The sequence below is a fragment of the Acinetobacter sp. neg1 genome (genome assembly GCF_000788125.1).
In the GTDB taxonomy this organism is placed as follows: domain Bacteria; phylum Pseudomonadota; class Gammaproteobacteria; order Pseudomonadales; family Moraxellaceae; genus Acinetobacter; species Acinetobacter vivianii.
Window position 1 is genome coordinate 204835 of record NZ_JSZD01000016.1, and the last position, 25567, is coordinate 230401.

General features: G+C 42.3%; 20 protein-coding genes, 1 tRNA gene and 1 pseudogene. 5 read left to right on the forward strand and 17 right to left on the reverse strand.

The features are described 5' to 3' along the window. Positions 1–60: 60 nt before the first annotated feature. The 4 genes from PJ15_RS13100 to PJ15_RS13115 all read left to right on the forward strand — a co-directional run bounded on the left by PJ15_RS13100 (position 61) and on the right by PJ15_RS13115 (position 5115). Positions 61–756: a DsbA family protein gene (locus tag PJ15_RS13100; protein ID WP_005255509.1), complete on the forward strand. Its 696-nt coding sequence runs from the start codon at positions 61–63 to the stop codon at positions 754–756. A gap of 582 nt (positions 757–1338) precedes the next feature. Further along, positions 1339–2772, forward strand: coding sequence for a hypothetical protein (locus PJ15_RS13105; protein WP_047431507.1), 1434 nt, complete (start codon positions 1339–1341; stop codon positions 2770–2772). 209 nt (positions 2773–2981) lie between these two features. Next, on the forward strand, positions 2982–4109 hold the full coding sequence (locus PJ15_RS13110) for a hypothetical protein (protein WP_047431510.1): 1128 nt from the start codon (positions 2982–2984) through the stop codon (positions 4107–4109). A 133-nt stretch (positions 4110–4242) separates the two neighbouring features. Next, positions 4243–5115, forward strand: a complete 873-nt coding sequence (locus PJ15_RS13115; RefSeq protein ID WP_047431513.1) for a hypothetical protein — start codon at positions 4243–4245, stop codon at positions 5113–5115. Between the two features lie 91 nt (positions 5116–5206). Here the strand turns inward: PJ15_RS13115 and htpG are convergent, their stop codons facing one another. The 5 genes from htpG to PJ15_RS13140 all read right to left on the reverse strand — a co-directional run bounded on the left by htpG (position 5207) and on the right by PJ15_RS13140 (position 11167). Further along, the gene (htpG, locus tag PJ15_RS13120) at positions 5207–7135 is read right to left on the reverse strand and encodes a molecular chaperone HtpG (protein WP_047431516.1); all 1929 of its coding nucleotides are present in this window, start codon (positions 7133–7135) and stop codon (positions 5207–5209) included. Between the two features lie 116 nt (positions 7136–7251). Beyond that, positions 7252–7602 carry a lysozyme inhibitor LprI family protein gene (locus PJ15_RS13125; protein ID WP_047431519.1) on the reverse strand — a complete coding sequence of 117 codons (351 nt, stop codon included), beginning with the start codon at positions 7600–7602 and terminating at the stop codon, positions 7252–7254. A 136-nt stretch (positions 7603–7738) separates the two neighbouring features. After that, positions 7739–8341 carry an OmpW/AlkL family protein gene (locus PJ15_RS13130; protein WP_047431522.1) on the reverse strand — a complete coding sequence of 201 codons (603 nt, stop codon included), beginning with the start codon at positions 8339–8341 and terminating at the stop codon, positions 7739–7741. 407 nt (positions 8342–8748) lie between these two features. Continuing rightward, the gene (locus PJ15_RS13135; RefSeq protein ID WP_004774030.1) at positions 8749–10170 is read right to left on the reverse strand and encodes a Na+/H+ antiporter family protein; all 1422 of its coding nucleotides are present in this window, start codon (positions 10168–10170) and stop codon (positions 8749–8751) included. A gap of 121 nt (positions 10171–10291) precedes the next feature. Beyond that, positions 10292–11167, reverse strand: coding sequence for an alpha/beta fold hydrolase (locus tag PJ15_RS13140; protein WP_047431526.1), 876 nt, complete (start codon positions 11165–11167; stop codon positions 10292–10294). 114 nt (positions 11168–11281) lie between these two features. Between PJ15_RS13140 and PJ15_RS13145 the strand changes: the two genes are divergently transcribed. Further along, the gene (locus tag PJ15_RS13145) at positions 11282–11767 is read left to right on the forward strand and encodes a DUF4442 domain-containing protein (protein ID WP_047431552.1); all 486 of its coding nucleotides are present in this window, start codon (positions 11282–11284) and stop codon (positions 11765–11767) included. A gap of 61 nt (positions 11768–11828) precedes the next feature. Here the strand turns inward: PJ15_RS13145 and PJ15_RS13150 are convergent, their stop codons facing one another. The 12 genes and pseudogenes from PJ15_RS13150 to PJ15_RS18435 form a co-directional block, all read right to left on the reverse strand. Then, on the reverse strand, positions 11829–12188 hold the full coding sequence (locus tag PJ15_RS13150) for a YMGG-like glycine zipper-containing protein (RefSeq protein ID WP_004774022.1): 360 nt from the start codon (positions 12186–12188) through the stop codon (positions 11829–11831). A 384-nt stretch (positions 12189–12572) separates the two neighbouring features. Next, positions 12573–12938 carry a DNA transfer protein p32 gene (locus PJ15_RS13155; RefSeq protein ID WP_047431529.1) on the reverse strand — a complete coding sequence of 122 codons (366 nt, stop codon included), beginning with the start codon at positions 12936–12938 and terminating at the stop codon, positions 12573–12575. A gap of 163 nt (positions 12939–13101) precedes the next feature. Continuing rightward, positions 13102–17295 (reverse strand): DNA-directed RNA polymerase subunit beta', encoded by a 4194-nt coding sequence (rpoC, locus tag PJ15_RS13160; RefSeq protein ID WP_004774020.1) that lies wholly within the window; start codon positions 17293–17295, stop codon positions 13102–13104. 142 nt (positions 17296–17437) lie between these two features. Beyond that, positions 17438–21526 carry a DNA-directed RNA polymerase subunit beta gene (rpoB, locus tag PJ15_RS13165; RefSeq protein ID WP_047431533.1) on the reverse strand — a complete coding sequence of 1363 codons (4089 nt, stop codon included), beginning with the start codon at positions 21524–21526 and terminating at the stop codon, positions 17438–17440. A 309-nt stretch (positions 21527–21835) separates the two neighbouring features. Continuing rightward, positions 21836–22207 carry a 50S ribosomal protein L7/L12 gene (gene rplL / locus PJ15_RS13170; protein ID WP_004774018.1) on the reverse strand — a complete coding sequence of 124 codons (372 nt, stop codon included), beginning with the start codon at positions 22205–22207 and terminating at the stop codon, positions 21836–21838. A 42-nt stretch (positions 22208–22249) separates the two neighbouring features. Continuing rightward, positions 22250–22756: a 50S ribosomal protein L10 gene (gene rplJ, locus PJ15_RS13175; protein WP_004774017.1), complete on the reverse strand. Its 507-nt coding sequence runs from the start codon at positions 22754–22756 to the stop codon at positions 22250–22252. A 250-nt stretch (positions 22757–23006) separates the two neighbouring features. Further along, the gene (rplA, locus tag PJ15_RS13180) at positions 23007–23702 is read right to left on the reverse strand and encodes a 50S ribosomal protein L1 (protein WP_004656290.1); all 696 of its coding nucleotides are present in this window, start codon (positions 23700–23702) and stop codon (positions 23007–23009) included. A gap of 3 nt (positions 23703–23705) precedes the next feature. Then, entirely contained in the window at positions 23706–24134 is a 429-nt protein-coding gene (gene rplK, locus PJ15_RS13185; RefSeq protein WP_004637639.1) for a 50S ribosomal protein L11, read from the reverse strand. Positions 24135–24246: 112 nt separating this feature from the next. Next, on the reverse strand, positions 24247–24780 hold the full coding sequence (gene nusG / locus PJ15_RS13190; protein WP_004774016.1) for a transcription termination/antitermination protein NusG: 534 nt from the start codon (positions 24778–24780) through the stop codon (positions 24247–24249). A 7-nt stretch (positions 24781–24787) separates the two neighbouring features. Further along, positions 24788–25228 (reverse strand): preprotein translocase subunit SecE, encoded by a 441-nt coding sequence (gene secE, locus PJ15_RS13195; protein WP_004774015.1) that lies wholly within the window; start codon positions 25226–25228, stop codon positions 24788–24790. A gap of 76 nt (positions 25229–25304) precedes the next feature. Beyond that, a tRNA-Trp gene (locus PJ15_RS13200) sits at positions 25305–25380 on the reverse strand. A gap of 54 nt (positions 25381–25434) precedes the next feature. Next, positions 25435–25567: pseudogene (locus PJ15_RS18435) on the reverse strand (elongation factor Tu); the annotation flags it as partial.

Below are 25567 nucleotides of genomic sequence, written 5' to 3' on the forward strand. Positions count from 1 at the left end.
GCTTTAAATTCATCGGCTCCGCCCCTATTATCTGTTTAACGAGAATTGAAGAGATACGCCATGCGTGTAGATATTTGGTCAGATGTGGTCTGCCCTTTTTGTTATATCGGTAAAAAACGTCTTGAACATGTCGCAGAAGAAGCAGGCATTGAGCTTGAAATTCACTGGCATAGCTTCGAGCTGGACCCAGATGCACCAGCTAAGCATGACACATCGAATACCGAACGCTTAGCCAAAAAATATGGCCGTAGTTATGCGGAAATGGAAGACATGGAGCGCAATGTTGCAGCGATGGCAGCAGCTGAGGGCATCGACTTCCAATGGCAAAAAGCCAACTCGGGCAACAGTTTCAACGCGCATCGAATTATTCATCTTGCTCAAAGTAAAGGCTTGGGCAATGAAGCAGAAGAGGCATTCTTCCATGCCTATATGACCGAAGGTTTGGCAATTGGCGAACGTGAAGTGGTAGAAGAAATTGCATCACGTATCGGTCTGGATAATGCCGAAGTCGAATATGTACTGGATTCTGATGAGCTGGCAGATTTCGTTCGCCACGATGAGAAAATTGCGCGTGAACAGTTGAATGTTACTGGCGTACCGTTTTTTGTGTTTGATCAAAAACTGGCGCTGTCTGGCGCACAGCCACGTGAGATTTTCTTGCAGGCCTTGCAACAGGCGCAATCTACCTCCTCTGAACAGATTGAGCAGGACGATGCAGCTCAATGTAATGATGAGCAATGTGAAATCAAGCCTTAATTATAAGACTCAGCTGCTTTAATCAAAGGATTAAGGCAGCTTTTGACAACTCAAATTAGAAAACAGTATTTATTATCTTTCCCTTTCATTATTTATAATCGACTTCATTCGTCCCATTCATGTGGATGACTTTCCTACGTTTTATTTGATGTGCTTTTCACCACTGCTTCTGTGAGGCTGGTCACAACTCGTCCACAAATTTATAGATGTCTTTTTACTTTATGATCTAGATATCCGATTCATTGTTTTAAAATGTTTTTATTTTCAAAGACAAACCATGATCCATATCTCGATTTAAAATCTTTGAATGTGATTTTCTACACATTTTTAAGCTATAGATTTTGTCTGGTTTTCTTCTATAATCGTCATAAAGTGACAATCTTTTGTTATGAAAATTCGAGAGTTACACGCTCAGATTGAGAGGCCTATTCAGCCACAATTGCTCGATACATCACAGTTTGTCGCAGGGGAAAACATACTTTACCAACAATAATTGATACAGAACGATTTAAAGCAGCGGTCAAATTTGCACTGATTCATTATTTAAAAACAGGCTCAAGCCTATCTCTAAGGAAACAATAGATGGACGTATTAGAGAAAGCACTTTTGGTGGATGAGCTCAAACATCTCATCGATGGGCTCAAAAATGAGAAAACATCACTTTTTGAAATAGCTAAATCAAAACAACGGATTAAAGATATTTGCGCCTCTTGCGACGATCCAGCCTTTCAGGATCAATTGACGCCATTCAAGGCATTTATTCTCAACGAAGAGTTTTCGGCTGAAGATCTAGCCAGTTACGGTTATAGCATGACCTATCGGGGTACTTATAACTTTATGGGACGGGTTGAAAATGCCTTATTCGCTTCGGCAGATATGGGCTGGGCGGCTTTACGTCAGGCACAACTCTGGCAAATCTGGGTGATTCGTCCTGCTTTATCTTTTCTAAAGAGCCCATGGCTGAACTCATCGACCGATGCCCTGCAATGGCTACAAAATCATGCCAGCGAATATGTCAAAACCGATTATGAACTCCAGCATTTAATTCCTGTTCTAGAACCTCTGAATGAGCAACCATCTGCACAGGATAATAATGCATCTACCGATGCACTTGCCCGACTAAAAAAAGAAACCGCCAACTTTCAAACCCAGCTTGACGCAATCATTCAAGATAAAATCCGAACTGTTCCAGAAAGCATTACGCCGCCAGTACCTACAGAAAACCGAATCAAACCGGGTTTTAGACAAAGTGCCAAGCCTTCACCAAATCTAAATAAAGCACAACCATTGGCACTCAATGATTTTAATCTGGACGGCCTGATCTGCCGACTGGAACGTATTGATGCACGTACCTTCCCCTCTTTATATCGGGTCGATCTGCATAACGATATTGACCAGAACATCAAAATTGACTGGCTATATTTAAAAGCTGAAAACGAAGCACAACCAATCTGGGAATCTGCACAGATTTTTGTTGCTGAACAGCTCTATGCGCAAGGGCAATTTTCCCATTATGTGGTACTGGTCGGAACCCATAGCGTGGAATACGCCATCACCATTCTGCAAGCCTATACCGATCAGCGTCATACCCGCACCAGCTCGATTCATCAAACCAGTTGGGCCAATTTCAAACAGCATTATCACCAGCACGAAAGCTTGTTTAATGAATGCATTATGAATGGGACATTGGTGTGGCAACGTGATCAACGCGTTTATCCGTATATCCCAGCGTCATTTATCAATACGCAAAAATTTATTCCATTTGAAGAAACCTCTGCGACCTTTTTTACACCTGTCATTTTATTGCGGGAACGTCAGAAAATCCGTGTAATTCATGGTTTGGAACGAGTGAATCTTTCCAGTGAAGATCAGGCCTATCCATACCTCTTATTAGACCGCAGCGATGGTTATACTTGGCAATTGATTCGTCAGGTCATCAGCCGATTGCCACAACCGATTTCAGTGCATGATTTATATCAGGCACTGGAAAACAGCATGTCGGTAGAATCGTCTTAAACCCATTTAAAAGTCAGATCAATTTTAGCCCCCTCATTTTTCTACGTACACAATGAACGTGACGTTGCAATGAGGGCTTTTTATTGCGCTAAATCCTTATGATCTTTAGCATTTTTGTACTGTTAAATTGCTGCTTTTTGTGACTGCCGCTTGATTTTAAGCATTAAATCATCAAAAGTTAAACCAAGAACAATATATAAGTCTTTATTATGAATAATTTACAGCAAATGGTGCCATCGCGTATCGTTTTTGTTTTGCTTGCCTTGACGATGGGTACGTTAAGTGCAGCCCAAGCAGAAACTACACCGCAACAGCAAGATCAACAGCCAAATACGACGTCACAAAATACGTCGGAAAATGCGTTGGACTATATTCCACGTTTGGTCGATGCCACGCCCTCTATTTTTCCCGAGCAGTCAGATAAGGTCACCGTCCCACCAACGGCGGAGACAGAGGATAAAACCTGGTTTGACAAAAAACAGCGACGAATTCGCGAGTGGGCAGATAATACGTCAGTCAAAATTGATGACTGGTTTGGAGAAGTCGATCCTGACGACCCTGCTTCGGCAACGATCCGTGTCATGCTCGATAATTACTGGAACGAATATGATAATTATGAGGTCAAGCCTCGTATTCGCGGTAAGATTAAATTACCGACTTTAGAGAAAAAAGTCAGCGTGGTTTTTGGTGATGACACCTTAGACGATGAATTCAAGAATAATGTCGGCAACACCAATAACCAGCCGAATCAGGATCCAGATAAAAAGTTTGATTCTAAACAGACCCGTGATAGTAACGGCTCTCTTGCCTTACGTTGGTCAAACTTCTCCAAGAAACTACCTTTTGAGACAGATGCCGATCTTGGTGTGCGCTCAGGCACAGATATCTATGCACGCTTAAGAGCTGAAAAACATTGGGATTTACGCAATGATTTCCGTTTTAATGCCGAACAGATCTATCGCTATGGCAGTAAAAGTGAAAACTATCTACGAACCAATCTAGAGTTGATTCACGCGCGCCCAAACCAGCCTTTCTTATCTAATCAGTTCAGCTTAACTTATGCAGATAAGCAGGATGATGATCTATGGTGGGATAACCGTATTTTCCGTCAACACCAGTTCTTTGCGCATAACACCTTTAATTATGGGATCTACACAGGTGGTTACTACAACAACAGTGACCTACGTTTAAATAACTGGGGCCCATTCGTATCATGGCGCCAACCGCTTTGGCGCGAATGGTTCTATGTACAAGGTGATCTCAACTATTTCAATGATCATCGTGAAGACCGAAGTCATTACGTAAGCACCTTTGTCCGTCTGGAAACTTTATTCTAATCTGCACTCCAGTCTTAACCTGCCCAAATGATTCATCATTTGGGCATTTTTATTTTAAAAATAATATTTCTTTCAATAAATCCTTAAGCTTTGCTTGTTACCTTCAGCTTCTTTTATTGTTCTTGTTTATGGCATGCGTCATCAATACGCTCTGGTTGTGTATTTTTTGATTGTAGGTAACCTGTGTCTAAGTGATCTGCTGATGCCTTTATTTCCAATGCTTTTACCTGTCAGCAGATCGCACCCACCCATCACGCTGCATAAAGCCCTGATTCAAGCCAAATATTCACCGAGAGCCAATTTCAGTTGTGCTGAAGAAAATAAGATTACTCTCAATGACCAACAACTTGCACAAGATTTAATGGCTGTTTTTGGCAACGACACCCTATGGCAACGTGCTCAACAGCCTCAGCCAGTCAAGAAATTAGGTAAGAATAACAAACATCACAGCCAGCAAAAGATTGCTACCCCAAACCCGCTCAGTGCAAGCTGGTCAACCATTTCAAGCCTATTACCTTTTAGTAATGATCTTGATCTGGGCGCAAATTCTGATACCGATATCTATGTGCAGTTTCTCGCCAAAAAGAATTGGGCTTTACCCTTAGGTTTACAGCTCAATACGGCGCAAATTTTCCGTTATGGTTCAAGCAGTAAAAACTATGCCGAAACCAATCTTGATCTGACACAAAAACTGCAGCATCAAAAGCAGCTGTCAACCCAGTTTAATGTCTCTAAAACACAAGATGAAGACTATAGCTGGAGCAATCGTACTTTCCAGCAACTACACTTCTTATCCAAAGACAATTTAAGTTATGGCATTTTGACTACAGGGGAATATGAAAATAAAGAACTGCGAGTCAATGAATGGGGACCCTACTTTTCCTGGCGTCGCCCCATTTGGCGCAACTGGATTTTTATGCAGAATGATCTGAATTATTTAAATGTCCCTGCCACCAGACAAGACGATCATTTTAGTTATCAAATGAGTTTCGAAGCACAGTTCTGATGAAAAGATCACCACAACTGTGGATAACTTTAAAGTTATCCATACCAATAAAAAAACCTCTGCCGAAGCAGAGGTTTCTTGATTAAATTGCTTATTTCAACAACAAGCTATTGATGCGTTTGACATAGGCTGCTGGATCTTCTGGTAAGCCACCTTCTGCAATCACTGCCTGATCAAAGATCACATTGGCGAGATCATCAAATTGCGCCGAGCTTTCCAATTTTTTAACCAATGGATGCTCAGGGTTAATTTCCAAGGTTGGTTTAATCTCTGGAACTGCTTGCCCCGCCTGTTTCAACATACGAATCAATTGTGGAGACAACTCACCTTCACTGGTGACCAGACATGCAGGTGAATCAACCAAACGTGTCGTAACACGAACTTCTTTGGTCTTGTCTTTTAGTGAAGTACTTAAACGGTCTACCACAGGTTTGAACTGCTCTGCTGCCTGCTCTAACGCTTTTTTCTCTTCAGCATCTTGCAGGTCACCCAAGTCAACAGCACCTTTCGATACGTTTTGAAGCGGCGTACCATCGAATTCAAATACGAAGTTCATCGCCCACTCATCGACACGGTCTGCCATCAGCAGGACTTCGATACCTTTCTTCTTGAACACTTCAAGCTGTGGCGAGTTCTTAGCGGCAGTCAGGTTTTCTGCTGTGACGTAGTAAATTGCCTTCTGGCCTTCTTTCATACGTGCTTTATAGTCAGCAAAAGACGTTGAAATTTCATCATTGTTTGAAGTTGCATAACGTAATAGCTTTAAGATACGTTCGCGATTACCAGTATCCTCACCCAAACCTTCTTTCAATACTGAACCGAACTCAGTATAGAAAGTCTTGAATTTCTCTTGGTCTTTTTCATCTTCCGATTTTGCCAAACCGTCCAGTAAAGTCAGCACACGACGCGCATTACCTTCACGAATAGTTTTTACATCACGGCTTTCTTGTAGCAGTTCACGGCTGACATTGAGCGGTAAATCAGCACTATCAACCACACCTTGTACGAAACGTAAGTAGTTCGGAATCAGGTTATCCGCTTCATCTAGAATAAATACACGTTTTACATATAGCTTGATGCCCGCCTTCGCTTCACGGGTAAACAAATCCTGTTTAGCCTGACTTGGAATATACAATAATTGCGTATATTCAGTGCTACCCTCAACACGGTTATGGGCCCATGCCAACGGTTCAGCAAAATCATGGCTCAAGTTTTTATAAAACTCGATGTATTGTTCATCTGTGATCTCGCTCTTGTTACGCGTCCACAACGCGCTTGCCGAGTTTATCGCTTCCCATTCATCGGTCTTCACCATCTGGCCGCCGCTTGTAGCGTTAGCTTCTTCACCTTCAGCGACTTCGTCCTCTTGCCAGATTTCTTTTTGCATTTCGATTGGCAAGCTGATGTGGTCAGAATATTTATTGATGATTTGTTTAACTTTCCACGACTCTAGATACTCAAGCGCATCATCACGTAAATGCAAGATAATGTCTGTACCACGGGTTGCTTTCTCAATCGTCTGAACTTCAAACTCACCTGTGCCGCCACTAATCCAGCGTACACCCTCTGCTGCATCTAAACCTGCACGGCGTGATTCCACAGTAATCTTGTCCGCAACAATAAAGCCTGAATAGAAACCAACACCAAACTGACCAATTAACTGCGCATCTGCTTTTTGATCACCAGTCAGTTTAGACATAAAGTCTTTGGTGCCCGACTTGGCAATGGTTCCCAGATTATCAATCGCTTCTTGCTGGCTTAAGCCAATCCCGTTATCCGAAATGGTGAGCGTTTTATTGTCTTTATCTAAAGTGACACGAACATGCAAGTCTGGGTCATTTTCATAATATTCAGGATGATTAATGCCTTCGAAACGTAACTTATCGCACGCATCAGACGCATTTGAAATCAATTCACGTAAGAAAATTTCAGGGTTGGAATACAGAGAATGCGTCACTAAATGCAATAACTGAGCAACTTCAGCTTGGAAACTATAATTTTGTGCGACTTGTTCACTCATAAATCACTCCTTATCTGTGAGGCTTATCTATTTGGAATGATTTATGAATGGTGCATATCTTAAATTTTTCAATCCTTGATCTGCATTTTTCAGGCAAAAAATGCACAAAATGGCAATTAGAATGGGCCTTGGCTCAATACTCGCTCCTGTAATAGCTGATCAAGCTGCTGTTGACGTTGCGCATAAGCACGTTTGATACACGGCGTATTTGCACCACATGAGTTACGTTGTTTTAACCACTGAAATTGTCTGTCTTTTTCAGCATCACGGCCGCCCATTGGCAAGGCATGTAAAATAATCTGATAAGTCGTTGCCATTCTCACATCTGCATCATTGAGACTGCGCTCATTACAAATCTGCTGTTCGACTTTCAACTTTGCTGCCTTACACGAATAACTGGCCGCATGCGCCTGAGATAAGAATAATAAGGGGATGAACAATAAGATCGAAGTCATTACTTTTTTCATGATGAAGGTCTCACTTTTATTAAGATTATTTTTTCAGCATACAAAACTCTCTGTGTAAGGCCTGTATCTGTTTTATATGGGAATTGCAAAAATAAAAAAGCCTCACAAAGTGAGGCTTTTCAGGCGCAAGTTCAGCCTAGAACTTATAGCTATAACCCAATGTATATACCATCGGATTGATGTCTAGATCAGTCAACTTCTGACCATTTAATTTTACTTCAGGACTGATTTGTGCATAACGCGCATCAAAGAATACACCCCAGTTTTTTGCATCAGCAGGCTGGAAATTGAAACCTAACTGGCCCGCGAAACCAAAGTCTTCTTTCACTTTTAATTTTGCGCCCTCTAAAGCACCTGTTGTTTCTTCATCCCAAGTCACAAAAGCTGTGCCACCTACACCAATATAAGGTGTGAAACGGGTTGAGTTTTTAAAGTTATATTTAAAGGTGACAGTGGGTGGCAATTGTTTAAGCTTCGCTACTTTTTCACCATTTAATGACACATCATGTGAAATTGGTGTCGCCAGTAATAATTCTGCAGAAAAAGGCGTATCACCGAAGAAATATTCAACCGATGGTGTAAATGCAAATTCATGATCTGCCTTTAATGTGCCAACACCTGAAACCACAGTATCGTCTGTTGGTGAAATTACACTTCCACCAAATTTAACCTGAAAGCCCCCTGCAAATGCAGTTGAAGATAACCCCAATAAAGCAACAACTAAAACTTTCTTTAACATTTAAACAACCTCTTTAACAATTTATGTTCTTGTTCAACATAATAAACACGCATATTTACATTATGCAATAGAGATTAATTCCAACCATTTTAATTCACTTTATAATACATTGAATATTAATAAAATATAATTGTTAAAATATGTAATAATTAGTAATTCAGACTATTTTAATCAACTTAAATCACTATAAAACCTAGTATTTTAATCAGATTAAGATAAAGCAAAAAAATATATTAAAAATAAATTAAGCCAGATTTAAAAATATAATTACATATATCTTAATATTAAAACCACATTATAAAATTAGATTTAAAAAGAGACAAAAAATGTCATTTAATGATTATTTTTATATTTGAGCCACACTTTATAAAGCAAAAAAAAATGGCTCATAAATGAGCCATTTCTGATTATAAAACCATTGCTGCAATCCAGCCAAAAATGAGTAGCGGGATATTAAAATGTATAAATGTAGGCACAACCGTATCCCAAATGTGATCATGTTGACCATCAACACCTAGACCTGCTGTTGGCCCCAATGTTGAATCGGATGCTGGTGAACCTGCATCACCTAAAGCAGCGGCTGTTCCAATCAAAGCGATAGTGGCCAAAGGAGAAAAACCAAACTGTACGCACAATGGCACGTAGATCACCGCCAGCACAGGTACACTTGAGAACGAAGAGCCAATCCCAATCGTCACGAACAAGCCGATAAAGAGCATCAGGAATGCAGCAAGTGCATGGTTATCGCCAATGATATGGACCACGCCATTGACCAGATGAGTAATATCTCCTGTGTGCGTCATCACTGAAGCAAAACCTGCCGCAGAGATCATGATAAAGCCCACCAGCGCCATCATGCGCATACCCTGCACAAACACGTCATCCGCATCTTGCCATTTAAAAATGCCCGAAGCAGACAACACTGCAAAACCGACCAGACCACCCAGAATCATCGAACCTGAATAGAGCTGTGCAACCAACGTTAAGCCGATCGCAAGCACCGCCATAAACATGGTTTTCTTGGAAATATAAGGCACATTCTCTGCTTCATGTTTCAGCTCTTCAGCATCGGCTTTGAGATCATATTCTGCTTGCGTGGTGACTTTCAGTGGCTTATCCAGATCAATCGTTTTAACTGGAGTAATTGAACGGTCAACATAGATACGTGGCTTACGATAGCTAATAAATACCGCAACCAGCGTACCAATCACCATGCCTAATACTGGAATCGCCATACCGATTGGCATCATGCCTCGCTCGACATGCAGGCCATAAGCAGCGCCAATCTTGTTGATATTGCCCATTAGAATCTGTTCAAGGAAGATTGCACCAAAGCCCACAGGCAGGAAAATATAGGTGCCGACCAGACCTAGCGTCATGACACATGCTGCTGCACGACGATCCAGCTTCAAGTGATTCATCACTTTCAATAAAGGTGGAACCAGTACGGGGATAAAGGCAATATGGACAGGAATCAGGTTTTGAGAAAAAATTGCAGCAATCAGTAAAATCGTAAGCAAAAGATATTTCACTTTAGTCTGCTGATTTTTACCTGCTTCCATACCCAATAAACCAATCAGTTTATGAGCCAGCAAATCGGGCAATCCTGACTTGGAAAGTGCCAATGCAAACGCACCCAACACTGCATAAGCCAATGCAACTTCAGCCCCATCGCCTAAGCCTGCATTAAATGCTTCTACTGTTTGAGAAAGGCTTAGACCAGCGACCAAGCCGCCAATAATGGCTGAAATCACTAATGTGAGAACAACAGAAACTCGTGCCAGTGACAGGATAAACATCACGGCAATCGCAATTACGACAGCATTCATGAACAAATTTAGGAGCAAAGAAAAGGCGACATTCTAGCAGATTCATGAAAACCTAGCTGAAAATATCGCCGAATTATCGCTAATCTTAAGTGATTTTTAGCTTAATAATTCCACTAAAGCCTTAAGCTGCCTGACGTTGGACAAACTGACGGATCAGTTCAGCAATTTTTTCTGGCTGACTCAACACGGCCCAATGGTTAGCATCCAGTTCAACATATTCAAAATTTTCTACCCATTTTGGCATCGATTCAGTAATGTACTCTGGGCTAACGAAAGCATCGCGCTTTAACACGATGGCCTGAACTGGACATTGTGCATAACGTTGGCGTGGCTGAGTTAAAGAAGGAATAAAATTGGCACGATACAAATTAATGCCATATTTGCCGTCTGAGACAATATTGGCATTTAATGGCAAACCTTGCTTTTTCTCTAAACCACTTAAAATCTTGCCCCATTTTTCAGGGCTAAAGAACGTCCATACCGTCGGTGCAATCAGAGGTAAATGGAAAGCCCCGATATACCATGATTTTGTGAGCATTTTTAGTACATTGCTTGGTGCAGCTTTAAATTTTTCACGTAAATAGAACGAAGCGTGATCCAGACAAGGGCCTGAAATCGTTGTATAGGACAACAGACGGCCTTTGAGTTTTGGTTCAGTTGCAGATTCCCAAGACTGCAAAGAACCCCAATCGTGCGCTGCCATATGAAAATTACGATTTGGTAAAACCTGATCAACAACTTCCTGTAAATCCAGTGACAAACGTGGCAAACGATAGTCCTTAATGCGTTTAGGAATTGATGATAAGCCCGCACCACGCACGTCATAGGTCACGACATAATATTCATCGACTAACTTTTCAATGATCGGTTCCCAAACTTCCTGATTATCTGGATAACCATGCACGAGCACCAAAGGTGTTTTTTTCTCATCGCCCCATGTTTTGACACAAAGCGTTTGCTGGTCTGATGTCGTTACTGTTTTTACTTGTGTTTGCATAATTCTTTCCCATTTTGTTTTCTATCGGCTTGGTGATAAAACAGCCATTGCCAGCGATACACTAAAAATGATACTTATGGAGTATGAATAGAGTTGCAAGAAAAAAAATTGACCATGAAAGACTTTTTCAGAAAAATTCGAACCATTCCTGCGATTTCCAGATTTCTGCTCAATCACTACTCCCCTTATCGTGGTGCGGGAATCGAGATTGAAACCATTGATCTAGATGATTACTACATTCGAGTCAAAATGCCGCTGACAAGACGTAATCGCAATCTTGTCGGAACGCATTTTGGCGGCAGTTTATATTCGATGGTCGATCCTTTTTATATGTTGATTCTGATTCACCATCTGGGAAATAAATATATTGTCTGGGATAAAAGTGCCACCATTAATTTTATTGCGCCAGGACGGAATACCGTTTATGCAGAGATCCAACTCAATGCAAATGAAATTACCGAAATTAAGCGTCTGGCAGAAAATCATGAACCCGTTTTGCGTCATTACACCTTAAATATTGTAGATGATGCAGGTACACGTATTGCTGAAGTTGAGAAGATACTTTATATCCGACGTAAAAAACCTAAGGCCTCAATTTAAAGTCATAAAAATAAAAATGCCTACAATAATTGCAGGCATTTTTGAATCTGGTCAGCAGAAATTATCTTTTCTTCTCTTGAATGGCTGCACCTGCACCGCCACCGATTGCACCACCAATCGCAGCGCCTGAGTCGCCACCAAAGATTGCTTTACCAACGACTGAACCGATACCAGCACCAATCGCGCTACTGGTTGTAGAGCTGCTATTCGCGCCCTTCGCATTGGCACCGACACCTGCACCCGCAGCTGCACCAACACCAGCACCAAGACCACCACCAACATGGTTACCTAAACCACCACCGACAGCACCGCCAAGCGCTGCTGTACCAATACGCTGATCAGAGGCACTCATATTTTGACAGCCTGTAAACATTACCGCCGATAACACCAAAGTCGAAACTAAACCGATTGTTTTTTTCATGCCTATACTCACTTCTCTTATGCTCTAGTCAAAGCATAGTCCTCTTTTATGGGGAATTTGATCACATTGTGTTATCACTATGTCCTATTCGATTGATATTTTGTAAAGGCAAATTTTGATTAGAACAAGCGAGCTGGTATGACTTAAGAATAGGAAATAAATACGAACAGAAATGATCTGGATGCACCCGATCAAAAATTTAGTGTTTTCAAGAGAATTAAATAAATATAAAAATGATCGATATAAATTATATTTTTTATTGGAGCTTTCTCAGCCATCTTATCTTCATTGCGAAAATAATCATTTATAAGATGACAGTCATCGTGATGAGCTGATTTAAATCGTCAGCTCGTCACGATGTTATCTACAAGTTTAAGCGCAGGCTTAGTACTTACCTTTTTTCTCACCGTAAGCAGAACCAGCACTACCACCGAGCGCACCGCCAACCGCAGCGCCAGAATCGCCACCTAATACAGCACCACCAATTACTGCACCTAAGCCAGCGCCGATTGCGCTATTACGTGTATTTTTACTATTTGAACCTTTAGCATTTGCGGCAACACCCGCGCCAAGAGCGGCACCAAGGCCTGCACCCAAATTACCGCCAACATGCTTACCTACAGCACCACCTGCACCACCACCAATCGCAGCAGCACCGATACGCTTACTTTCTGGACTCGCATTTTGGCAACCAACAAATAGGGTTGTTGACATTAAAGCAACACCACCAATCATCATCATTTTTTTCATTAGAACTACTCCTCTCTCAGATGTGGGTAGCATAGTATGCTTTGATGAAGTGTTTACCCTCATTCAGTAATCAAATACTAATGCTGTAATGCGTTTTTGTAACAACAGCTTCATTTTTCCACAAAAAAAGGCACCCGAAGGTGCCTTTTTCATTCGTTAAGACTTAGAACTGGTCTGAGTTCAACGCTTGACTAAATGCTTGGTCAACTTCACTGAAATCATTGTGAAGTTCAAATTCAGCAGCTTCTGCTTCTTGACGACGACGCTCTAAGTGATACGCAAGACCTGTACCCGCTGGGATCAAGCGACCCACAACAACGTTTTCTTTCAAGCCACGTAAATCATCTTCTTTACCTGTTACAGCCGCTTCAGTTAACACACGAGTTGTTTCCTGGAACGATGCAGCAGAAATGAACGAGTCAGTAGAAAGCGATGCTTTCGTGATACCCATCAATTGACGTTCAAACTTCGCAGGGAACTTGTTCTGAGCCAAGACAGCTTGGTTCTCTTGAACAACGCGGATGTAATCCACTTGCTCGCCTTTGATGAAGCTTGTATCACCGCCATCAGTGATATCAACTTTACGCAACATTTGACGTACAACAACTTCAATGTGCTTATCGTTGATTTTTACACCTTGGAGACGGTAAACGTCTTGAACTTCGTTCACGATGTAGTTGGTTAATGCAACTTCACCTTTCAAGCGTAAGATGTCATGTGGGTTTTGTGGACCATCAGAAATGGTTTCACCACGGTTCACATGCTCACCTTCGAACACGTTAATGGTACGCCATTTTGGAATCAATTCTTCGTAAATCTCAGAACCATCATCCGGAGTAATCACTAAACGGTTCTTACCTTTGGTCTCTTTACCGAAGCTTACAACACCTGATACTTCTGCAAGGATCGCATGTTCTTTCGGCTTACGTGCTTCGAACAAGTCAGCTACACGCGGAAGACCACCGGTAATATCACGAGTACGTGAAGTTTCTTGTGGTACACGACCAATGACGTCACCCACACCAATCGTTTCGCCATCACGGACAGTCACAATTGTGTTTTGTGGCAAGAAGTAGAACTGTTCGCCGCCATCTGTTGTATCCAACACGATTGCAGGACGTAAATCTTTACCAGAAGCAGGACGAGCTGTTACAGGCAAGATTTCAACAGTGGTCATACCCGTTGCATCATCAGTTTTCGATGTTGCAGTTACGCCATCAGCAATCTGGCTGAAACGCGCTTTACCAGCAACTTCTGTTACCAATGGATGTGTATGTGGATCCCAAGTCGCTACGATACCGCCAGCTTCTACAGCTTCACCATCTTTCAACAAGATGCTTGCACCGTAAGGAAGCTTATAACGCTCGCGCTCACGACCTAAATCATCCGCAATACCAATTTCACCTGAACGTGAAACAGATACTTGGTGACCTTTGGCATGTTGTACAGTTTTCACGTTGTGGAAACGCACAGTACCTTTGTTACGTACTTGAACACTGTTTGCAGCAGAAGTTCGGCTCGCAGCACCACCAACGTGGAACGTACGCATTGTTAACTGTGTACCTGGTTCACCAATTGATTGTGCAGCCATTACACCAACTGATTCACCTGGGTTCACCAAGTGACCGCGTGCAAGGTCACGACCATAACAACGAGCACATACACCGAAGGTAGATTCACAAGCGATAACTGAACGTACTTTAACTTCATCGACACCCGCTTCTTCAAGCTGAGCAGCAATTTTCTCGTCAATTAACGTACCGCGTGGAAGTACAACTTCATCATCAGATGCACGACGTACATCTTCAGCAGTTACACGACCTAATACGCGGTCGCGTAATGGTTCAATAACGTCACCGCCTTGAATGAATGGAGTCATGACTAAGCCGCCAGCTGTACCACAGTCAGATTCAGTAATGACTAAATCTTGTGCTACGTCTACAAGACGACGTGTCAAGTAACCAGAGTTCGCAGTTTTCAATGCGGTATCGGCCAAACCTTTACGCGCACCGTGTGTCGAGATGAAGTACTGAAGTACCGTCAAACCTTCACGGAAGTTTGCTTTAATTGGGGTCTCAATGATCGAGCCATCCGGCTTCGCCATCAAACCACGCATACCAGCAAGCTGACGGATCTGCGCCGCACTACCACGGGCACCCGAGTCAGACATCATATAAATCGAGTTGAATGATTTCTGCTTCTCGTCTTCACCTTGTTTGTTTTTCACAAGTGTATAAGACAAGTTATCCATCATCGCTTTCGCAACTTGGTCGTTTGTACGCGCCCAAATATCGACAACTTTGTTATAACGCTCACCCGCAGTTACGAAACCTTGCTCAAACTGTTGTTCGATTTCACGAACTTCTGTTTCAGCTTTATCGATAATCGTATGCTTGGTTGGTGGAATCAACATGTCTTCCATACCAACAGATACACCTGAACGCGTCGCTTGACGGAAGCCCAAATACATCAATTGGTCAGCGAAGATAACAGTATCTTTCAAACCAAGTTTACGGTAGCAAGAGTTGATTAACTTAGAGATGTTTTTCTTGGTCATCTCAAGGTTAATCGATTCGAAGCTTAAACCTTGTGGAACAACTTCCCATAACAAGCAACGACCAGGTGTTGTATCAACAATGATAGTTTGCTTTTCACGGTTACCGTTTTCATCAATCACAGTTTGGTGTACACGTACTTTTACACGCGCATGGATCGCAACTTTACCCGTTGCTAACGCACGGTTAACTTCGTGAGTATCCGCAAACACCATGCCTTCACCTTTGGCATTTACCGCATCACGTGTGATGTAGTAAAGACCCAAGACAACGTCCTGAGAAGGAACGATGATCGGCTCACCATTTGCAGGTGACAAGATGTTGTTTGTAGACATCATCAACGCACGTGCTTCTAACTGTGCTTCCAATGTCAATGGAACGTGTACCGCCATTTGGTCACCATCGAAGTCGGCGTTAAACGCAGCACATACGAGTGGGTGAAGACGGATTGCCTTACCTTCGATCAGAATAGGTTCAAATGCTTGAAGACCTAGACGGTGAAGTGTTGGCGCACGGTTCAACATGACTGGATGTTGACGAATTACAGAAGCTAGAACGTCCCAAACTTCTGGTGTCTCGCGCTCAACCATTTTCTTCGCAGCTTTAATGGTTGTTGCTTGGCCAGATGCTTGTAGTTTCGCGAAAATAAATGGCTTGAATAATTCAAGTGCCATCTTCTTCGGAAGACCACATTGGTGAAGACGTAAAGTAGGACCTACGGTAATTACCGAACGACCAGAATAGTCAACACGCTTACCAAGTAAGTTTTGACGGAAACGACCTTGTTTACCTTTGATCATGTCTGCCAAAGATTTCAATGGGCGTTTGTTCGAACCTGTAATTGCACGACCACGACGACCGTTATCAAGCAACGCATCAACAGACTCTTGTAACATACGTTTTTCGTTACGTACGATGATGTCTGGCGCAGCAAGGTCAAGAAGACGCTTCAAACGGTTGTTACGGTTGATCACACGACGATATAAATCGTTCAAGTCTGAAGTCGCGAAACGACCACCTTCAAGTGGTACAAGCGGACGTAAGTCTGGTGGAAGTACTGGAAGTACGTTCATCACCATCCATTCAGGCTTGTTGTTCGAATCTTTGAATGCTTCCATCAATTTCAAACGTTTAGACGCTTTTTTAAGTTTCGTCTCTGACGTTGTTTGTGGAATTTCTTCACGTAAACGCGCAATCTCAGCTTCAAGATCGATATCTTTTAATAAATCCTGAACTGCTTCTGCACCCATTTTCGCAGTGAATTCATCACCGTGTTCTTCAAGTGCATTGTAGTATTCTTCGTCTGTTAAAAGTTGATACTTTTCAAACGGAGTCATACCAGGATCAGTAACAACATAAGATTCGAAATACAATACGCGCTCGATATCACGTAATGTCATATCAAGAAGTAAACCGATACGGCTCGGTAATGATTTCAAGAACCAGATGTGTGCAACTGGAGAAGCAAGCTCGATGTGACCCATACGTTCACGACGAACTTTAGCAGTTGTTACTTCAACGCCACATTTTTCACAAATGACGCCTTTGTATTTCATACGCTTGTATTTACCACACAAGCATTCGTAATCTTTTACTGGACCAAAGATTTTGGCACAGAACAAACCGTCACGTTCAGGTTTAAAAGTACGGTAGTTAATGGTTTCAGGCTTTTTAACTTCACCGTGAGACCATGACTTAATCATCTCTGGTGACGCAAGACCAATACGGATACGGTCAAATTCAATAGGTGCATGACCTTCTGAATCCGTTTTCTTACGCATGATATCGAGCAAGTCTTTCAATTTTTTTCTCCGTGTGTCGAGGAGCTACGCTCTCCCGACTGGGTCACAAATATTGTTTTTACTGAAATTTGGAATCTCCCCTAGCCTCTCTTAAAAAAGAGAGGCAGTTTCCCCCCTTTAACAAAGGGGGATCGAGGGGGATTTAGTCACCATTTTTCAGTTCAATGTTGATACCTAAAGAACGGATCTCTTTGGTCAATACGTTGAACGATTCAGGCATACCCGGATCCATATAATGGTTACCATCTACAATATTCTTATAGATGCGTGTACGGCCTTCGACGTCATCCGACTTCACAGTAAGCATTTCTTGGAGCGTATATGCTGCACCGTATGCTTCAAGTGCCCATACTTCCATCTCACCGAAACGCTGACCACCGAATTGTGCTTTACCACCAAGCGGCTGTTGGGTAACAAGTGAGTAAGAACCTGTTGAACGCGCATGCATCTTGTCATCAACCAAGTGGTTCAATTTGAGCATGTACATGTAACCTACAGTTACAGGACGGTCAAACTGTTCACCTGTACGACCATCAAACAATACTGTTTGACCTGTACGAGAAATGTCTGCCAATTCAAGTAAGTCTTTGATCTGGCTTTCTTCAGCACCATCAAATACAGGAGTCGCCAATGGAACACCAGCACGTAAGTTGCCTGAAAGCGCCAAGATTTCTGCGTCAGTCAAGCTATCAAGCTCTTCCTGCTCACCACCAACCTTGTTATAAATCTTGTCTAAGAATTCACGCAGTTCAATCACTGTACGTTGTTCTTTCAACATTTTTTCGATTTTATCGCCAAGACCTTTCGCCGCCATACCCAAGTGAGTCTCAAGAATCTGACCCACGTTCATACGTGACGGTACACCCAACGGGTTCAATACGATGTCGACTGGTACACCATTTGCATCATGTGGCATGTCTTCAACTGGCAAGATGTTAGAAACAACGCCCTTGTTACCGTGACGACCCGCCATCTTATCACCAGGCTGGATACGACGTTTAACTGCAAGGTAAACCTTAACAACTTTCAATACGCCAGTTGTTAATTCATCACCTGTAGAAAGTTTACGCTTCTTCTCAGCAAACTTCTCGTCAATCTCGTAACTCTTCTCTTTCAAGAACACTTGAATTTGAGTTAAACGTTCAGCAATTGCTTCATCATTTGGCTGGATTTCAAGTAAATCAACAAGCTCTAAACCAGACAATACGTCTTCAGAAAGTTTATCGCCGCGTTTAGTTGAACCACCACCGTTAGATTCTTGACCTTTCAACAAACGAACAATACGTTCGCGTGCTGCTTCTTCGAAGATTTTGTATTCTTCTTTCAAGTCTTTACGGTATGCATCAAGTTGAGCTTTTTCAATTGCTTGTGCACGTTCATCTTTTTCCAAACCATCACGTGTGAAGACTTGAACGTCGATAACCGTACCTTTAGTGCCAGACGGAACACGTAAAGATGAATCTTTTACGTCAGCCGCTTTTTCACCAAAGATTGCGCGAAGTAATTTTTCTTCAGGTGTTAACTGAGTTTCACCTTTAGGCGTTACCTTACCAACAAGGATATCACCCGCAGTTACTTCAGCACCGATATAAACAATACCTGACTCATCCAGTTTAGACAGTGCAGCTTCACCTACGTTAGGAATATCGGCAGTAATTTCTTCTGCACCTAACTTGGTATCACGTGCTACACATGACAATTCCTGAATGTGAATCGACGTTAAACGGTCTTCTTGAAGTACACGCTCAGAAAGTAAGATCGAGTCTTCATAGTTATAACCGTTCCATGTCATGAACGCGACGCGCATGTTTTGACCAAGCGCAAGTTCACCCATGTCAGTCGATGGACCGTCAGCCAAGATATCACCACGAGCAACTTTGTCGCCCAAGTTCACGATGACATTTTGGTTAATACATGTATTTTGGTTTGAACGTGTATATTTGATCAAGTTGTAGATATCTACACCTGCTTCACCCGCGATCATTTCATCTTCGTTTACACGAATAACGATACGAGATGCATCAACATATTCAATCGCACCGCCACGGTTTGCGATCACACACACACCTGAGTCACGTGCTACGTTTGCTTCCATACCTGTACCAACAAGCGGCTTGTCAGCACGCAATGTAGGAACAGCCTGACGTTGCATGTTCGAACCCATTAATGCACGGTTCGCATCATCGTGTTCAAGGAATGGAATCAATGATGCTGCAACAGAAACGACCTGCTGTGCAGAAACGTCCATATGCGTTACGCGCTCAGGCGTCATACGTACGAATTCACCTTGATGACGTACAGAAACCATTTCTTCAGTCAAGTTGCCATCTTTATCTACTGCAGAATCGGCCTGTGCAATGACAGTACCTACTTCTTCAATTGCAGATAAATATTCAACATCATCTGTTACACGGCCATCTACAACTTTACGGTATGGTGTTTCCAAGAAACCGAAGTCATTCGCTTTTGCATAAACAGAAAGCGAGTTGATCAAACCAATGTTTGGACCTTCAGGCGTTTCAATAGGACAAACACGACCATAGTGAGTTTGATGTACGTCACGTACTTCGAAGCCCGCGCGTTCACGTGTCAAACCACCAGGACCAAGCGCAGATACACGACGTTTGTGTGTAATCTCAGACAATGGATTGTTTTGGTCCATGAACTGAGATAACTGGCTTGAACCAAAGAATTCTTTGATTGCAGCAGCAACTGGTTTCGCGTTGATTAAATCTTGTGGAGACAAGTTATCAGTTTCTGCTTGGCTTAAACGCTCTTTAACAGCACGTTCAACACGAACTAGACCAACACGGAATTGGTTTTCAGTCATTTCACCAACAGAACGTACACGACGGTTACCCAAGTGGTCGATATCGTCGACTTCACCTTTACCGTTACGGATTTCAACCAATGTACGTAATACATCAATGATATCTTCGTGCGATAAAATACCTTCAACTTCACGTGACTTCTGATCAGTACCCACTTCGTAAGGACGACCCAAACGACGGTTGAACTTCATACGACCTACTGGAGAAAGGTCATAACGCTCAGAAGAGAAGAACAAGTTGTTGAATAAGTTTTCAGCAGCTTCTTTCGTTGGCGGCTCGCCTGGACGCATTACTTTATAGATTTCAACAAGCGCTTCTTCACGGCCAGTTGTGGTATCTGCACGTAATGTATCTGCAACGAAAGGTCCACGATCGATGTCGTTCGTGAACAGGATGTTAAATTGTTTAACACCACCTTCAGCCAACTTCACCATCACTTCATGGCTAAGAACGGTATTCGCAGGAATCACATCACCACTTTTCAGTGTAATATCTTCAGCAGTAATACGCTCATATAAATATTCATCAGGTACAGAAAGCTTGGCTAAGTTCGCAGCTTCCATTTGACGTACGTGACGTGCATTAATACGTTTGCCCTGTTCAACGATTGTTTTACCATCATTGTCCAGGATATCAAATTGCGCCATTTCACCACGTAAGCGATCTGGAACGAGGTCAATTTGATAGCTACCCATATCAAGATATACAGGTACTTTTTCGTAGAACAAGTTCAGGATTTGTTCATTGGTATAATTCAAGGCACGCAAGATCACAGTCGCCAATAATTTACGACGACGGTCAATACGTACAAATACTAAATCTTTTGCATCAAATTCAAAGTCTAACCATGAACCACGGTAAGGGATAATACGTGCTGAATACAACACTTTACCGCTTGAGTGGGTTTTACCCTTGTCATGATCAAAGAATACGCCTGGTGAACGGTGTAATTGAGATACGATTACACGCTCAGTACCGTTAATAACGAATGTACCGTTATCGGTCATGAGTGGCATTTCACCCATGTAAACTTCTTGTTCACGAACGTCTTTAATTGATTTCGTTTCACGATCTTTAATGATCAAACGAATTTTTACGCGCATTGGTGCTGCATAAGTTGAACCACGTAAAATACATTCACGTACGTCAAACTCAGGCTTACCAAGGCTATACTCAACAAATTCTAAAGCAGCATTGCCAGAATAACTTTCAATAGGAAAAACTGAACGAAATGCGGCTTGGAGACCGATATCTTCGCGATTTTTTGGTGTTTTACCGCCTTGTAAGAATGTACGGTACGAATCGACCTGAATCGAAAGTAAGTACGGTGCTTCCATTACGTGGGGCAATTTACCAAAATTCTTACGGATCCGTTTCTTTTCGGTATATGAGTATGCCATCTGGAGTCCTCGGAAAGTAAACTAAACCCGCCTGCAGAACGGGCTTAGAAGGAATTACGCAGGCCGATATGGCCACCACTGTTTACAAATGCTGCAATTTTTAGTGGTATTAAAACGCTTAACAATATTTTTATAAGCAAAAAAATATTGGTAAGCGTTTGATTTCATTGGTTTTGCTTAAATAATACGCGGATTATACGCAAAACTAACAAAAAACGAGCCGATTATTGTAACGCAAAAAGGCTGATGACCCAAGAGCCATCAGCCATTTTTTGGAGCCGATTATCAAAAAACCGACTCCCTACAGAATTACTTAAGTGTAACTGTAGCACCAGCTTCTTCAAGCTTCTTCTTAAGTTCTTCGCCTTCTTCTTTAGAAACGCCTTCCTTAAGAACAGCTGGAGCGCCTTCAACCATATCTTTAGCTTCTTTAAGGCCAAGACCAGTAGCTTCACGTACTGCTTTAATTACAGCAACTTTGTTAGCACCGAAAGAAGTCAACTCAACGTTGAATTCAGTTTGTTCTTCAGCAGCAGCAGCGCCAGCACCTGGAGCAGCAGCAACAGCTACAGCAGCAGCAGATACGTTAAATTTCTCTTCGAAAGCAGAGATTAATTCAACAAGTTCAAGAACTGTTTTTTCAGCAACTGCGTTTAAGATTTCTTCGTTAGTTAAAGCCATGAGAATAACTCCAAATGGATATTGAATGGTGTGAAAATAGGATTAAGCCGCTTCTGACTCGTTTTTCTCTTTGAGCGCTGTAATAAGGCGACCCAATTTCGAAATAGGAGCTTGAAGAACAGAGGCAAGCATAGTAAGCGCTTTCTCTTGGTTCGGAAGGTTCGCAATAACGCTAACGTCAGCACCTTTATAAACTTTGCCATCAAATGCAGCAGCTTTAAGTTCAAATGCTTTGTTAGTTTTCGCAAATTCTTCGAACAAGCGTGCAGCTGCACCCATGTCGTCTTCAGAAGTAGAGAAACCGAGAATTGTTGGACCAACAAGGTCGTCATTCAAGATATCGAATTGAGTACCTTCGAATGAACGCTTAGCCAAAGTGTTACGCACGATACGTGTAGTAACACCTAACTTACGAGCTTCAACACGAAGTGTTGTTAATTGCTCTACAGTTAAGCCTTGGTAGTCAGCAACAACGGCAGAGAACGCTTTAGAAGCAACTTCGTTTACTTCTGCAACGATCTGTTTTTTGTCTTCGATAAGAAGAGCCATCGTAAAACCTCCTAACGGTGATTTATGCACCTTTAACAGATGCACTCCCAATTCGTAAGCCCTATTCAGACTTACACGCGGAGGAGGAATAAATCACACCACCGCGTCTACTCAGACTGGATGATTAAGAAAAACATTCGAAAATGTTTCTCGCCTGAGGTCTTTGACGCTGATAAATATTCATTTATCAATTCAAAGTTTGCTTAGATTTCCTCAAAGAGCAAATCTAAGGCTTTAAAATTCTTTCTAATTACTTAGATACGTTGCTTACGTCAACGATCAAACCAGGGCCCATAGTTGAGCTCAAAGTGATCTTTTTAACGTATACACCTTTAGAAGTTGCAGGTTTCAACTTTTTCAAGTCTGCAATTAAAGTTTCAACGTTTTGACGTACAGCTTCTTCGCTAAAGCCAAGTTGGCCGATCGCAGCGTGGATGATACCCGCTTTGTCTACACGGTAACGTGCTTGACCAGATTTAGCATTCTTAACCGCGTTAGCAACATCAGGAGTTACTGTACCCACTTTAGGGTTTGGCATTAAGCCACGTGGACCAAGAATTGTACCAAGCTTACCAACAACGCGCATTGCATCAGGAGCTGCAATAACAACGTCGAAATCAAGGTTTCCACCTTGAATGCTTTCAGCAAGGTCATCAAAACCAACGATATCAGCACCAGCAGCTTTCGCAGCTTCTGCAGCAGCACCTTGAGCAAATACAGCTACACGTACAGTTTTACCAGTACCTGCAGGTAAAGTAGTCGCGCCACGAACAACCTGATCAGATTTACGTGGATCTACGCCAAGGTTTACAGCGATATCTAAAGATTCTTTGAACTTCGCAGCTGGAAGGCTGTTAAGAACTTGTACTGCTTCTTCCAAAGTGTAAACTTTGTTTGCTTCTACAGCAGCAGCGATGGCTTTTTGACGTTTAGTTAACTTTGCCATGTCTTATAGCTCCACTTCCAAGCCCATAGAACGTGCAGAACCAGCGATGGTACGAACACGAGCGTCTAAATCAGCACCAGTTAAGTCTGGTTCTTTAGTAGTCGCGATTTCTTCTAATTGAGCACGAGTCAACTTACCAACTTTAGTTTTGTTAGGTACAGAAGAACCCTTTTGAATACCAGCAGCTTTCTTAAGAAGAATAGATGCAGGTGGAGTTTTCATGATGAAAGTGAACGACTTATCGTTGTACACAGTGATCACGACAGGAATTGGCAAACCAACTTCAAGTTTTTGTGTAGCAGCATTGAATTCTTTACAGAATGCCATGATGTTTACACCACGTTGACCTAAAGCAGGACCAATTGGTGGAGATGGATTCGCTTTACCAGCTGGAACTTGCAGCTTGATATAGCCGTCAATCTTCTTAGCCATTGAAAATTACCTCTGGGTACAGACGCCGTTAGGCTCCCCAAAAAATTAAACAACACCGAAGTGTTTGAACAACAATGCCCGATCAGATCGGGCGCTTATCAACCTAGGCAGATTAAATCGTTTTTTCGACTTGGCGAAACTCGAGTTCAACCTGAGTTGGTCGATTAAATACATTAATCGTCAACGTTAAACGTGACTTATCGTATTGAACTTCCTCCACGACTCCTTTAAAGTCAGTGAACGGACCGTCAACAACGAGCAATTCTTCACCTGGTTCAAACATCGTCTTAGGACGTGGTGCTTCACCAGTATTACGTACACGCGCAAGAATCGCATCAGCTTCACGTTGTGAAATCGGTGCTGGTTTTTCTGGTGTACCACCGATAAAACCAAGAACCTTTGGACACTCTTTTACGATGTGCCAAGTATCATCATTCATTTCCATTTCGACTAACACATAGCCAGGAAAGAATTTACGTTCAGACTTACGCTTCTTACCATCCTTCATTTCCACTACTTCTTCAGTAGGGACAAGGACTTCACCAAAGCTATCAGCAACAGTGCTGCGCTGGATTCGGTCATTAAGTGAACGCATCACTTGTTTTTCAAAACCTGAATAGGCATGAATAATATACCAACGTTTCATCGCACTCTTACCCGATAATTAACTTAATAAACCAACCTAACCCGTAATCGAAACACCATAAAACCAATGATGCAACAAGTACAACCAAAAGAACTTGCCACGAAGTCGTGATCGTCTCTTGTTTTGTTGGCCAGGTCACTCGACGCAGTTCAATTCGCGCATCTTGCAACAAACGCACAAAGCCTTTGCCTTGATGGGTGGCGTATAATAAACCTAAAGCGACGACGATACAAGCCAAAATTACCCCAACGCGCACCCAAATATCATTTGCTGGTGCCCAATAGGCAGGTAAATGTTGATTTACCAATGCTGAACCGATCAATAAAGCGATAGCAATCAGCCACAAGACAGCATCAAGTGGAGTACCAGAGCTTACAACTTCTGCAGCATTATTTCTTTGAGGGATTGGCGCGTCGCTTAATGCGTCACGCGATTTATCATTCGACATTTTTTTACTCGTCGTAGAATTCGCGACTTATTATATGACAACTCAGCCAGAATTAAGCTTTTTTATAAAAAAAAAGTGGCAGGCCAGGAGGGACTCGAACCCCCAACATTCGGTTTTGGAGACCGACGCTCTACCAATTGAACTACTAGCCTATTATGCAAATCGAAAGCCGAAGCTTCCGATTTGAGTGTAACACAGTATTGGGCTTATGCAGTTACTTTAGCAACAACACCAGCACCCACAGTACGACCACCTTCACGGATCGCAAAACGTAGACCTGGGTCCATTGCGATCGGGTGGATTAACTCTACTGACATTTCTACGTTGTCACCAGGCATT